General features: G+C 71.1%; 13 protein-coding genes. 4 read left to right on the top strand and 9 right to left on the bottom strand.

All coding sequences use genetic code 11. The features are described 5' to 3' along the window. Window positions 1-10: 10 nt before the first annotated feature. Window positions 11-601 carry a TetR family transcriptional regulator gene (locus ACIHFE_RS02575; RefSeq protein ID WP_400103778.1) on the top strand — a complete coding sequence of 197 codons (591 nt, stop codon included), beginning with the start codon at window positions 11-13 and terminating at the stop codon, window positions 599-601. 129 nt (window positions 602-730) lie between these two features. Further along, the gene (locus ACIHFE_RS02570; RefSeq protein WP_400103776.1) at window positions 731-1,336 is read left to right on the top strand and encodes a LuxR C-terminal-related transcriptional regulator; all 606 of its coding nucleotides are present in this window, start codon (window positions 731-733) and stop codon (window positions 1,334-1,336) included. 51 nt (window positions 1,337-1,387) lie between these two features. Here ACIHFE_RS02570 and ACIHFE_RS02565 read toward each other — a convergent pair whose 3' ends face one another. From ACIHFE_RS02565 to ACIHFE_RS02555, 3 genes are all read right to left on the bottom strand, one after another. Then, window positions 1,388-1,504: a SapB/AmfS family lanthipeptide gene (locus ACIHFE_RS02565; protein ID WP_400103774.1), complete on the bottom strand. Its 117-nt coding sequence runs from the start codon at window positions 1,502-1,504 to the stop codon at window positions 1,388-1,390. A 110-nt stretch (window positions 1,505-1,614) separates the two neighbouring features. Beyond that, window positions 1,615-4,176 carry a class III lanthionine synthetase LanKC gene (gene lanKC / locus ACIHFE_RS02560; RefSeq protein ID WP_400103772.1) on the bottom strand — a complete coding sequence of 854 codons (2,562 nt, stop codon included), beginning with the start codon at window positions 4,174-4,176 and terminating at the stop codon, window positions 1,615-1,617. Between the two features lie 170 nt (window positions 4,177-4,346). Continuing rightward, window positions 4,347-5,303 carry an oxidoreductase gene (locus ACIHFE_RS02555; protein ID WP_400103770.1) on the bottom strand — a complete coding sequence of 319 codons (957 nt, stop codon included), beginning with the start codon at window positions 5,301-5,303 and terminating at the stop codon, window positions 4,347-4,349. 56 nt (window positions 5,304-5,359) lie between these two features. Between ACIHFE_RS02555 and ACIHFE_RS02550 the strand changes: the two genes are divergently transcribed. Then, window positions 5,360-5,998, top strand: a complete 639-nt coding sequence (locus ACIHFE_RS02550) for a TetR family transcriptional regulator (RefSeq protein WP_400103768.1) — start codon at window positions 5,360-5,362, stop codon at window positions 5,996-5,998. A 29-nt stretch (window positions 5,999-6,027) separates the two neighbouring features. Here the strand turns inward: ACIHFE_RS02550 and ACIHFE_RS02545 are convergent, their stop codons facing one another. The 6 genes from ACIHFE_RS02545 to ACIHFE_RS02520 form a co-directional block, all read right to left on the bottom strand. Further along, window positions 6,028-6,585 carry a DUF3291 domain-containing protein gene (locus ACIHFE_RS02545; protein ID WP_400103766.1) on the bottom strand — a complete coding sequence of 186 codons (558 nt, stop codon included), beginning with the start codon at window positions 6,583-6,585 and terminating at the stop codon, window positions 6,028-6,030. A 261-nt stretch (window positions 6,586-6,846) separates the two neighbouring features. After that, a complete protein-coding gene (locus ACIHFE_RS02540) occupies window positions 6,847-8,148 on the bottom strand; it encodes a hypothetical protein (protein WP_400103764.1) in 1,302 nt (433 codons plus the stop codon). Window positions 8,149-8,236: 88 nt separating this feature from the next. Next, window positions 8,237-8,557, bottom strand: a complete 321-nt coding sequence (locus tag ACIHFE_RS02535; protein WP_400103762.1) for a hypothetical protein — start codon at window positions 8,555-8,557, stop codon at window positions 8,237-8,239. An 82-nt stretch (window positions 8,558-8,639) separates the two neighbouring features. Beyond that, window positions 8,640-8,909 (bottom strand): hypothetical protein, encoded by a 270-nt coding sequence (locus tag ACIHFE_RS02530; RefSeq protein ID WP_400103760.1) that lies wholly within the window; start codon window positions 8,907-8,909, stop codon window positions 8,640-8,642. A 409-nt stretch (window positions 8,910-9,318) separates the two neighbouring features. Next, entirely contained in the window at window positions 9,319-9,561 is a 243-nt protein-coding gene (locus tag ACIHFE_RS02525; protein ID WP_400103758.1) for a ferredoxin, read from the bottom strand. A 2-nt stretch (window positions 9,562-9,563) separates the two neighbouring features. Then, window positions 9,564-11,009, bottom strand: coding sequence for an aldehyde dehydrogenase (locus ACIHFE_RS02520; RefSeq protein ID WP_400103756.1), 1,446 nt, complete (start codon window positions 11,007-11,009; stop codon window positions 9,564-9,566). A 121-nt stretch (window positions 11,010-11,130) separates the two neighbouring features. On the opposite strand from ACIHFE_RS02520, the gene ACIHFE_RS02515 reads away from it, so the two are divergent. Further along, entirely contained in the window at window positions 11,131-12,411 is a 1,281-nt protein-coding gene (locus ACIHFE_RS02515) for a prenyltransferase/squalene oxidase repeat-containing protein (RefSeq protein WP_400103754.1), read from the top strand. Window position 12,412: the final 1 nt, after the last annotated feature.

Raw genomic sequence — 12,412 nt, 5'->3', positions numbered from 1 at the left:
AGCACAGCAGATGACCGCAGCCCCCAAGCCGGCCGCGCCGCCGCTCACCCAGCGCCAGGAGGCCCGCCGCCGCCGCATTCTGGCCACCAGTGCGCAACTGGCCGGCCGGGGTGGCTTTGACGCGGTGCAGATGCGGGAGGTGGCCGAGTGCTCCGGTGTCGCGCTCGGCACTCTCTACCGCTACTTCCCGTCCAAGGTGCACCTGCTGGTGGCCACCATGCAGGACCAGCTGGAGCGGCTGCACGAGACCCTGCGCAAACGGCCGCCCACCGGCGGGGATCCGGCGGCGCGGGTCGCCGAGACCCTGATGCGCGCCTTCCGTGCCATGCAGCGCGAACCGCATCTGGCCGATGCCATGGTGCGTGCGCTCACCTTCGCCGACCGCTCGGTCAGCGCCGAGGTGGACACCGTCTCCCGGCTGACCACCGCCATCATCCTGGATGCCATGGGCCTGCCCGGCGGCCCCTCCCCCGAGCAGCTCTCGGCGGTGCGGGTCATCGAGCACACCTGGCACTCGGCGCTGGTCACCTGGCTGTCCAGGCGGGCTTCCATCGCCCAGGTGCGGGTGGACATCGAGACGGCCTGCCGGCTGATCACCTGAGTCTTTTTCGCTCTTGCGCTTTCCACGGGTTTCGTCAACTCCCGCAAGATCCTTGCCTCGCAGGTATGAAATAGGCGGCCGGTGTTAAACGAACAAGGCTGTGGAATTCCTGCGGGGAGGAATGGTTCGGTGATCCAGGTTCTGCTGGTCCACGACACCCGACTGCTGCGCACCGCGCTGGCGGCACTGCTGGAGAAGGAGCCCGGTATCGAGGTCACCACGGCCGGCTGGCGGGACGCCGCCGGCTGGGAGGGACGGCCCCAGGTATGTGTGGTCGACATGGACGGCCCGGAAGCGGCCAAACCCCACGGAGTACGGGAACTGGCCCGGCGATGTCCCGCCGGCGACGGGCACAGCGCACTGCTCGCCCTGGTCAGCCGGGGACGGCCCGGGCCCCTGCGGCTCGCCTACGAGGCCCGTGCTCTGGGCTATCTGAGCAAGAACGCCGCCCCGGAGCACTTAACAGACGGAATACGCCAGGTGGCCAGAGGTGAGCGCTATATAGACGAGTCCCTGGGCTTCGGCTTCCTCCAGGCCGCCGACATCCCCCTCACCCAGCGGGAGTTGAACGTTCTCTCGCTGGCCGCCGAGGGCGCCTCCATCGACGAGATAGCCTGCGGCCTGCACCTGGCCAATGGCACCGTACGCAACTACATGGCCGCCATCACCCGGAAAACCGGCGCCCGCAACCGCGTTGACGCCATCCGCATCTCCCGCCGCGCCGGCTGGCTGTGAACGCGGACGGGCCCTCCCGCACAGGGAGGGCCCGCTGTACCGCCGCCTGGTTCAGAGGCAGATCAGCACGCTGACGTTGCTCACACAGGACAGCAGGCTGACCGTGCTCTCGTTGGCGGTGGTGCCGAGGTCCTCGGACTCCAGGCTCTGCAGGTCGAGAAGCGCCATGATGTCTTCCTTTCTTATGGGGACTTGGGGACAGTTGGTACTGCTCACCACGATTCCACGGAAAGCGGAACCGGCTCATGGGGCCCGGTGTTCCGGGCGGTGGGGGACGGTCAGAGGAACGGCAGCCCGGCCGGGCGGTCGCCCAGCGCCGCGCCCAGGGCCAGCAGGCAGCCCGCCGTTCCGGTGGCCAGATCCATCGACAGACGCATCATCTGGTGGCCGGGGAAGGCCAGTTCGCCCTGGTAGGGCATGCCGTACCAGCCCAGCGCCGCGACCTGCGCGGCCAGCGCCGCACGGTGGTCGCCGGGGGTCGTGGTCCGGCTGAGGTGCAGGATCATTCCGGCGCGCCCCTGGAGCAGCCCCGGCTGGGCGTAGAACCGGGAGCAGGCGGCGGGCAGTATCTCCGCCCGGGCCCGGGCGAGTTCAGCGTCCTCCTGGGCCTGGGCGGGCAGTTCGTCCAGCACCATGGCGATGCCCACGCTGCCGTCCCCCAGGTAGGGCATGGTGCGCCAGCCCTCGTCCACCTGGAGACTGCCGCTGGGGGTGCGCACGGTGTGGGCCAGGTCCAGCCGCAGCGCGTTTTTGGCCAATTCGAGCAGGGCCGGATCGCCGGTGCGCTCATACCGCCGCAGGAAGAGCAGCGCCGGGCCGCTCGCCCCGCGCATCAGCCCCGCCCGGCGGCGCTTGGTCCCCTCCGCGTCGGCCAGGTCCCCGGCCAGGCGCTCGGCCAGCAGCTGCCCGGCCTCCTCGGCGTACCGGGCCAGTTCGGTCTCGCCCGTGGTGTGTGCCAGCCGGTCCAGCGCCAGGCCGATCCCGGCCAGCCCGCCCCGCAGGTCCGAGGTCAGCTGCCGCCACCGCTCGGCGAGCAGCTGCTCCACCAGGTCCAGGGCGCGGGCCCGGTGCCCCAGCCGGTCCAGCACCAGGGCGACACCGGCCAGCCCGTCGTACAGCCCCAGCGGGGTGCCGGCCGGCACCGGGTCGGTGTGCCTGAGCAGCCACTGCTCCCCCGCCTCGTACCGCTCGGCGCCCACCTCGGCCAGGGCGTGCAGCACCCCCGCCGCGCCATGCGCCAGCCCCAGCCCGCCGCCGTCGGAGAACTGCTCCACATCGCCGGGGAACAGCCGGTCGTCGCGGTCCGGGGTGGCCGAGGCCAGGATCGCGCGCACCATGGAGTCCCGGGCGGTGGGCCAGTCGGCGGTGTCCGGGAGCGAAGTGCCCGGCGAAACGGTTCTGTTGGTCTGGCCCGTGGTACGGGTGATCTCCCGTACCGCCTCGTCCAGGAACTCCCTTGGCACATCCGGGAATTCGGCGGCGATCACCTCGGCCAGGTGGGCCGCCTTGGACCGGTCGATCACCAGCAGGGTGGTCACCGGCAGGAAGAGCGCCAGCCGCAGACAGGCCAGGGCATAGCGGTCCACCTCCGGGCCGGTGCGGTCCGGCGGGGCGAAGAAGCCCGGATGTGCCACCACCTGGCGCCCGTTCTCCGTGGCGTCCGCCGCCGCCTCGAAGTCGATCAGCGCCACCGAGTTCTCGTCCGGCGCCACCATCACATTGAACATATGCAGGTCGTTGAAGACCACGCCCCGGTCATGGACGGCCGTCACCGCCTCCTCGACCGCGCGGTGCACCCGCAGCGCCCACCGGGTGTACCCGGCCACCGCCTCCGGGTCGGGGCGGGCCGCCAGCAGCGGATGCCGTTCCCCGAAGAAGGAGTTGAGCGGACGCCCCTCGATAAAGTCCATCACCAGGAACCGGTGGTCGCCCAGCTGGAGCCAGCCCCTGACCTCCGGCGCCACGCCCAGCCCCGACAGCCGCTCCAGCGCCGTTCGCTCCCGGTCCAGCCGGGCCACCGCGTCCGCGCCGTCCGAGGCCAGTCCGGCATACGGCCGGCCCTCCTTCAGCACCACCTTGCGGCCATTGCGCCGGTCGGTGCCGGCGTACACCCCGCCGCCATTGGAGAAGTGCAGCGCCTTCTCGATCCGGTACGGCAGCTCGCCCACCGTGGTGGCGTTGCGGGCGGCCAGGTGCGGCCGGAGGAACTCCGGCAGCGTCACCCACTCCGGCACCCGGAACGCGGGCTCCCGCCCGTCCGGCACCAGCTTGCCCTCGCCGTCCTCGATGGCCGGCACCAGCCGTCCGCGCTCGTCCACGCAGAACCGCCGGGCGAACGCCCCGTACCGGACATACAACGGCCCCTGGTGCCAGCGCAGATCGGTGAGGATATACGGCCCGGGCCAGCCGCCGATCAGCTCCTGCAGCTCATTCAGGACCAGCTCCAGCTGGGCCTCGTCCGCCGGATAGACAGTCACCGCCTTGCCGCTCATGTCCCGCCCCGCGTACTTGCTGTTGCGCAGGTGGAGCAGATGCGGCGCCGGCACGAACTTGAAGGGGATGCCCCGGCCCACGCAGTAGTCCCAGACCGTGGCGGCCAGCTTCTCGGCGGTGTCCGCGGTGGCCGCCGCATGGATCTTCCAGCCCTGCGCGGGCAGTTCCTGCCCGCTGGGGAACAGATGCAGCCAGTCCCCGGTACGGGCACTCTGCCACCCCTCGGGCACCGGCCGCCGGGCCGCCTCATAGAGCGCGGGCCGCTGCTCGCCGAGGCCGGTCAGCCGGTCCGGGGTCTCATAGAAGTGCCTGTCCGCCAGGCAGTAGACCTCGTACCGCTTATCCATCGCGTCCCCCGGTGTGCGCCCTTGATTGCGACGGAATGAGGCTGCCATGGGGTGAGCGGGACGGAACAGTCACAGATGTCACTGAGTGACCGTGCGGAACGCACGAGTAACAAGGGCGAGTTGAGGAGAGTGTACGCACCACTCGCTACGCCCCGCCCGGGCGCCCCGGCTCAGACCGCTGCGGGGAAGGCGAACCGCACCCCGGTCAGCTCCTCGGACAGCTCCCACAGCCGGCGGCCGGTCTCCGGGTCGGCCGCCGCGTCGGACAGCGGCACCAGGGTGGGCTCGCCCCGCAACTCGGCCGGACCGTCCGGCCCGATGAACTGCCCCCCGGCCACGGCCGGTTCGGTGGCCGCGTACAGCTGTGGCAGCGCGCCCCGCGCCGGCGGCTGGGCGAGCAGCGGATTGCCGATCCGGCCGAACACCACCCGCCACAGCCCCACCGGAGCGCTGGTCTGCAGATTGGTGGCCGTATAGCCGGGGTGGGCCAGCACACTGCGCACCGGGCTGCCGGCCCGCACCAGCCGGCGGTGGAGCTCCCGGCCGAAGACGGCGTTGGCGAACTTGGACTGGTTGTAGAAGCCCATCGGCGAGTACCCCCGCTCCCCGGCGAGATCCTCGAAACGCAGCCGCCCCTTGCGGTGGTTGACCGAGCTCACGGTGACCACCCGGGGATCGCGCCCGGCGGCCAGCAGGTCCAGCAGCAGCCCGGTGAGGGCGAAGTGCCCCAGATGATTGCAGGCGAACTGCAGCTCATGGCCCTGCGGGCTGAGCGACCGGGGCGGCGCCATCACCCCGGCGTTGTTGATCAGCACATCCAGCCGGGAGTGGTCGGCGCGCAGCCGGTCGGCGAAGTCCCGTACGGAGTCCAGGTCGGCCAGATCGACCGGGCGCGCCTCCAGGGCGGCGGCGGGCTGCTCGGCGGTGATCTCCGCGATGGCCCGGCGGCCCTTGTCGAGGTCGCGCACCGCGAGAATCACCCGCCCGCCCCGGCGGGCCAGGGCCCGGGTGGTGGCCAGGCCAAGGCCGCTGTTGGCCCCGGTGACCAGGAACACCCTGCCGCTCTGGTCCGGGATCCGCTCGGCGGCCCACTGCTGCTTCTGCTGCTGCTCGCGCTGCTTGGTCATGCGACACACGTTGCCCCTCGTGTCACTCGGTGTCAAGATGTCACTGCATGACACCCATGGCATGGAGCTACGATGGACTGGTGACTTCCCCACTCCGCCCCGAAGCCAGCCTGGCCCAGCGCAAGCGTCAGCTCGTCTCGGACGAACTGACCGAGGCGGCACTGCAGTTGCTGGCGCTCAAGGGGTTCGATGTGGTCACCATCGACGAGATCGCCACAGCCGCCGGAGTGTCCAAGCGGACCTTCTTCCGGTACTTCTCCTCCAAGGAGGACGTGGTCGTCCAGTTCCTGGCTGGCATGGGCACCGGCATGTGCGCCGAACTGGCGGCCCGCCCCGCCGGGGAGCCGCCCTCGGCCGCCCTGCGGCACGCCGTCTGGATCGCCATGGCGGCCTGCGCGGACCACGGCGACCGGGCGCTGCGGGTGGTCCAGCTGATCCTGCGCACCCCCGCGCTCTACGCCCGCTTCCTGGAACGCCAGGCCCAGTGGCGCGCCGACCTGGCGGTGGAACTGACCCGACGCCGGGGCGCCGGAGCCAAGTCCCCGGATCTGCAAGCCGAGTTGGCGGCCGGCATGGCCCTCACCGCGTTCGACGCGGTGCTGCGGCGCTGGAGCGACAGCGACGGCACCGAGAACGCGGCCGCCCTGATCGACCGGGCCTTCGCGGTCCTGGCCCCGGCGCTGGACGCCCCGTAGGGGGCGCGGGAAACTTTCAGGCTTCCTTGTCAGTGCACCCGGTCGCTCTTCGGCCCGATGTCTTTGATCCTGTTCGGAGTTCCGTCCGGGGCGAATGAGTCGCGGAAGGTGAAGGCGTGCGGCGCGGAGCCATGATCATGGAGGTGCTCCAGCCTGGAAACCCCGTCCCGCCAGGTGGGTATCGCGTCGCCGGAGACCCACCAGAAGACGTAATTCGGGTGCCCTGTCCTCTCGAACCAGTCGTAACGCCTGTTCAGCGCCTCACGGTGCATACCGGTGTAGACGGCGTCAAAGGCGGGGCGCAGATCGGTCCAGAGTGAGAGGGTCGCGGCCAGGGCGGTGGTTTCCGCCGTACGGCCCTTGCCGTACCAGGTCGGTACGGAGAACTCTCCCCAGGCACCCCAGTCCGCCTCGAAGAGGCCGCCCCGCTCGACGTTTACCGGTTCAGCATGCGCCAGGTATCCGGGGTGCTGACTGAACTTCCGGTAGACGGCCTCACCCATGGCGTAGAACTCGTGCGTAAGAGGTGCGGAATCGGCGAGAGGTGACTTCAGGACGCCGAATGTGTACAGAGCAAGATGGGGCATGCGTCTCTCCCTGGTTGTGGCTGCCTGGTGTGGACCCGGTTCGGTGGCTTATGCGTGGGGGCGAGGGTTCATGGGCGTGACCGGCTCATCCCGTCGTGGGTGGCTCAGCCCGCAGGAATCCCCTGTGCGACTGCCGAGGACGAGATGAAGGTAGCTGCCTCTGCGAGCCATGTCGAAGTTGCACATTCCCTGGCCGAATGCCCTCTTGCCCAGGTCCTCGCGGGAGTTGGCACGACGCCGGCGGCGTTGCCGCCGGCCCCTTCACCGCCAGGACTGAACCCGACGCCACCCGGCCCGCACCAGCAGCCACCCCGGCCGCCCCAGCGCCAGTACCAGCCCCACCAGCGGCAGAGCCAACAGCAGGATCTGCAGCCAGGCAGCCACCAGCCCCAGCACCGAGTGGGCATGCGCCAGCAACGCATCAGCACGCCACCAGTCGGCCCACAGCAGCTGCGGCAAGTTGACCAGCATCAGTCCCAGTTGGAGCCCCAGCGTCGGGACCAGGAACAGCACCCAGCAGGCCACCACAATCTGCGGCCACCGCTTCAGGGCACGCAGCAGCCCCTCCTCGTCCCGGCGCCCAAGCAGCACCCGCCGGAGAATGGGGGCGATATACCGGAAGAGGTCGGGGATACCGACCAGGTCCGCGACGATGTAATAGCCGTCGAACCGCAGCGTGGGCAGCAGCTGTTGGACGATTTCCAGGTTGACGGAGAGGATCGCCACCAGCAGCGGCTGGAATCCGGTCAGTGCGTAACAGCCCAACAGCCCCAGGGCGAACAGCGCGTTGAAATAGACCCCGCCCAGATCGGCCCGGATACGGCCCGCCCGGCTCAGCCGGTAGGAGTTGGTGATGTCGGTGTAGAAGGCGGGCCAGACCAGATAGATGCCACAGCCCATCGCCCCGGGCCGTACTCCGCCATAGCGGCAGGCTGCGCCATGGCCGAGTTCATGGAAGGCGCAGGAGGCGACGGCCAGGAAAATCACCAGCAGGATGAGGCCCGGGGAGGAGAGCACCGAGCCCAGTGCGGCGGCGGTGTCCTGGGTGGTCCAGAGCCATGCCTCGCCCGCCAGGAATGCGCCGACGCCCAGGAATACCAGCACCGGCCGGAAGAGCCAGGCGAAGAGGCCGGAGAGAAACCAGGTGAGGTGTTCCGGCAGCACCGCCAGCCGGAACCGGAAGGCGAGGAAGGGATCGGTCTTCGCCGGCGGCGGGGGGAGCGAGCCATCGGCGCGGGTGGTCAGGCCGAGGGGGGCGAGCTTGTGGTCGAGGAGGTAGGCGATATGGGCCTCGGTGAAGCGCCGGCCGGTCTCCCGGCTCAGGTCGGCGGCCACCCGTGCGGTGACCGGATCGCCCGCACCGCTGTGTGCTCCATGCCGCTCCAGGGAGCGGACGGCCTGGTAGAGCAGGGTGGGCAGGCGGACCAGCTGTCCGTCCGGGCGGCAGACCAGCTGGGGCGGCTCGCGGTAGCCGGATCCCTCGAACTCGCCGACCAGCTCGATGCCGGCCACCGGTGCCGGTTCCCCGGTCCGGCCGGTGCGCGGGGCGGAGGGCAGCGACATGGACTCTCCGGGGCGTAGGGGGAGGCGGGGAGGGACCGGAGAACTCCGGTCCCTCCCCGGACGGATGCGACCAGCCGCTGCTATCCGGTCAGTGGCTGGAGATGGCCGCCGGGACGCAGGTCACACCGCTGGCCGGGTTCTGGGAGCCCAGGCCGAGGGATCCGAGCAGGCCCGGGGTGCCCTGGTGGTCGACGGCCTGGCAGGCGGAGAGCGCCGTGGTGCCGTGGTCGCTGGGGGCCGGGGCGAACACACCGCCGCCGGTGGCCGCCGCGGAGCTGCTGCTGGCGGCGCCGGCACCATCGCCGCCGGGGTGGTTGAACGGGGTGGCCACGATGCCCATGACGGTGCGCTCGGGCAGCACCTCACCTGAGATCAGGCCGAGCTCCTCGAAGCTGATGACGTTTTCCATTCCATCCCCTTTCCTTGGTTTTTCGCACCCGGAAGGCCCGCTCGGCGATCCGGAGTTCTGGGATTGATGTGCGGCAGGTGGTTCAGTGGCTGGAGACTGCCGCGGGAATGCAGGTCATGGTGTATCCGGGCGTGCTGGAGGCCAGCCCCAGCGCGGCCAGCAGGCCGGGGCTTCCCGGTTCCTGCCGGTACTGGCAGGCATAGGCGACGGTGGTGCCGTGTTCGCTGCGCACCAGCATCCGGTACAGCGGATGGTCGGCCCCCGGTGGCGAAACGCTGGACAGCACGGTGCGCATCGGCAGCAACTCACCGGACATTCGGTCGAGTTCCTCGAAGGTAATGGCGGATCCCATCGTCAGTTCCCTCCCTCGGGGATGACACCGTCACCATCACCCCTCCGCACGGCCAACGCCTCATAGGAATACCGGAAGCGGTGGCCGTACGGCGATCACTCAATAGGGTTGCGCAGCAGGGGAGTTGGGGTTTTGGCGGGTGAATTCCCCGGGGCGACAGCGGGGGTTCACCCGACGGGGGCGTGCTGTTCGTCCGGCTCCCCGGCCGCGATGTCGGCACCCTGAACCCCTCCTTCCGGCCGTCGGCTCCTTTCTCGCCAGCGGGCAGCCGGAACATGGGGTTCCGCTCCAAAGTGCACTCGTTCGGGGCAGGTTGGGCTGTTTCTGAGGTGCGGGCCGTCGGTGGCTGGTCGCGCCCGCGCGGCGGAGCCGCATGACGCGGACGCCCCGCGCCCCCGAAGGGCTGCCCCTACGGGGCGTCCATGCCTTCGGCCGGGAACACCCACTCCCCCGTGTCGGCGCGGTAAATGGTGATCGCCTCGACCGGGCAGCCCTCGGCCGCGTCCAGCACCGCCCGCGAGGGCTCGGTGTCGGCCGCGGCGGGGTGCGACTTATGCGCCGGGTCGAGGCGGAAGGCGCCGGGCGCCAGGGCCGCGCACTGGCCGGAGCCCACACAGCGCTGCCGGTCCACCTCGATCCGCCACCGGGCCATGGTCATGCTCCCGCCGGCAGGTGGATCGTCTTGTGCTCCAGATATTCCGCGAAGCCCTCGGGGCCGAACTCCCGCCCGATTCCGGAGGACTTGAAGCCGCCGAACGGGCCCAGCATGTCCAGGCTGAAGGTGTTGACGCAGAAGGTGCCGGTGCGGATCCGGCGGGCGAAGGCCACACCGTGGTCCGTGTCGGCGGTCCAGACGCTGCCGGACAGCCCGTACTCGGAGTCGTCGGCGAGGCGGACGGCGTCCTCCTCGTCCTCGTAGGGGATCAGGCAGACCACGGGGCCGAAGATCTCCTCGCGGGCCACCCGCATGCCATTGGTGACCTCGCCGAGCAGGGTGGGCCGCACATACCAGCCGGTGCCGGGAGCCTCGGGGGGCTCGCCGCCCGCCAGGACCTTGGCCCCCTCGTGCTGCCCCAGGGCGATGTACTCCAGCACCCGTTCCCGCTGGCGGCGGGAGACCAGGGGGCCGATCCGGGTGTCCGGGTCCAGGGGGTCGCCCACGGAGAGGGCGTTGGCCGCCGCGGCGAGGCGCTCGGCATAGTCGGGGTAGCGGGTGCGCGGGACCAGGACCCGGGTCTGGGCCACACAGGCCTGGCCGTTGTTCATCCAGGCGGCGGGGACAATGCCGGCCACGGCGGTGTCCGGATCGGCGTCCGGCAGCACCACGGCCGCCGACTTGCCGCCCAACTCCAGGGTGACCCGGGTGAGTTCACGGGCTGCCACGGCCATCACCCGCTTGCCGGCGGCGACCGAGCCGGTGAAGGAGACCTTGTCGACGCCGGGGTGGCCCACCAGGTACTCCCCGGTCTGGCCGCCGCCGGGCAGGATGGACAGCACCCCCGGCGGCAGTCCGGCTTCCGCCGCGATCCCGGCCAGCGGGTAGGCGTCCAACGGGGTCTCGGGCGCCGGCTTGAGCACCACCGGGCAGCCCGCCAGCAGTGCGGGCGCCAGCTTGGCGGCCGCCGCGAACTGGGGAACGTTCCAGGGCACCACGGCCGCCACCACCCCCACCGGCTCATGCCGCACCAACAGCGGGCCCAGGACGCCCGTGCGGCGCTCCTCATAGCTCTGCCCGCGGGCCACCCGGAGGGCGCCGTCCCAGACCATCACCGCGCCCAGCGCCTGGGCGAGCAGACTCCAGGAGCAGGGCGAGCCGTTCTGCGCGGAGATCAGCCGGCCGATCTCCTCATAGCGCGCGGCCAGTCCGTCCTTGATCCGGGTGACGATCTCCATCCGCTCCTCGGGCGGCCGGGCGGCCCAGGCGGGGAACGCGGCCCTGGCCGCCGCCACCGCGCGGTCCACATCCGCGTAACAGGCGTGTGGCACCCGTCCGATGACCTGCTCGCTGTGCGGTGAGACGACCTCGATCACCTGGTCGGAGGCCGGGTCGGTCAGGGCCCCGCCGATGAAGAGCTGCCGGTGCTCCATATCTGACGCCATGTCAGACGTGGTAGCACCGCCCCAGCCGCCCGGCAATGCCTCCGGCGGCCGGGGGCACTACCCGGCCGCTGGATAAGCCCCCGCTAAAATGTCCGGAAACCCGGTACAAACCCGGCGTCCGATGTCTGAGAGGCACTCCACCATGGCCCCCCGCTCCGCCGCGCGCCGGACCTCCGCGATCCTGGGCGCAGTCGCCCTGCTCGGGACCACCGGCCTGACCGCCGCCCACGCCGACTCGGCCCCGTCGCCCAAGGCCCCCGGCCTCTACGGCACGGCGGACCCCAAGTTCGACGGCGTCTTCCGCCAGTCGCTGGCCTTCCTGGCGCAGAACGCGGCCGGGGTCAGCCCGGCCCCGGAGGCCGTGGACTGGCTGGCCGGACAGCAGTGCGCGGACGGCGGCTACCCGGGTTTCCGGGCCGACACCGGCAAGCCCTGTGACGCGCAGAAGGGCGAGTTCACCGACAACACCGCGGCGGCGGTGCAAGCCCTGGCGGCCGTCGGCGGGCGCGGCGAGCAGGTGAAGAAGGGCCTGGACTGGCTCACCGCGCACCAGAACGCGGACGGTGGCTGGGGCATGGGCCCGGGCGAGAACAGCAACGCCAACTCCACCGCCACCGCGATCGGCGCCCTGGCGGCGGCCGGCAAGGACCCGGCCAGGATCACCGCCAAGAGCGGCAAGTCCCCCTATGACGCCCTGCTCACCTTCCAGCTGGGCTGTGACGCCAAGGCCGATGACCAGGGCGCGTTCGGCTGGGCACCGCAGAACGGGCAGCTGACCGCCGACAACTCCGCCTCCGCCGCCTCGTCCCTGGCCGCGCTGGGCAAGGGCTATCTGGTGCCGGCGGCCGGCAAGGACAACAAGCCGGTGCAGCCGCTGGACTGCAAGCAGGGCAAGGCCGCGAAGGACCCGCAGGCCGCCGCCTCGGCCGCCGCCGCCTATCTGGTGAAGAAGCTGGACGCCACCGGCGACCACCTGGAGTCCTCCATGCCCGGTGCCCCCAAGGGCCCGGACTTCGGGGTCACCGCCGATGCCGTGACCGCGCTGGCCGCCGGCGGCCACCGGGAGGCGGCCGCCAAGCCGCTGAAGTGGCTGGAGTCCAAGGACGCCAAGGCCGTGCAGTGGGCCAAGGGCGACTCCGGCCAGGGTGACCCGGGCCGGCTGGCCAAGCTGGTGCTGGCCGTGCACGCGGCCGGTGGCGACCCCGGCGACTTCGCCGGCACCGACCTGGTGGCCCAGTTGAACGCCACCGGCCCCAAGCCGGCGAGCACGCCCGCCCAGCAGGAGGAGAAGAAGAAGGAGAAGGGCACCACCTTCGGCGTCTGGTGGTTCGTCGGCGTCTGCCTGGTGGCCGGCATCGGCGTGGGCTTCCTGCTCAGCGGCCGCAAGAAGAAGCAGCCGTGAC

The sequence above is a fragment of the Streptomyces sp. NPDC052396 genome, from assembly GCF_044593195.1.
In the GTDB taxonomy this organism is placed as follows: domain Bacteria; phylum Actinomycetota; class Actinomycetes; order Streptomycetales; family Streptomycetaceae; genus Streptomyces.
The sequence above is the reverse complement of the archived record's forward strand: the minus strand, read 5'-3'. Positions and strand labels throughout refer to the sequence as shown.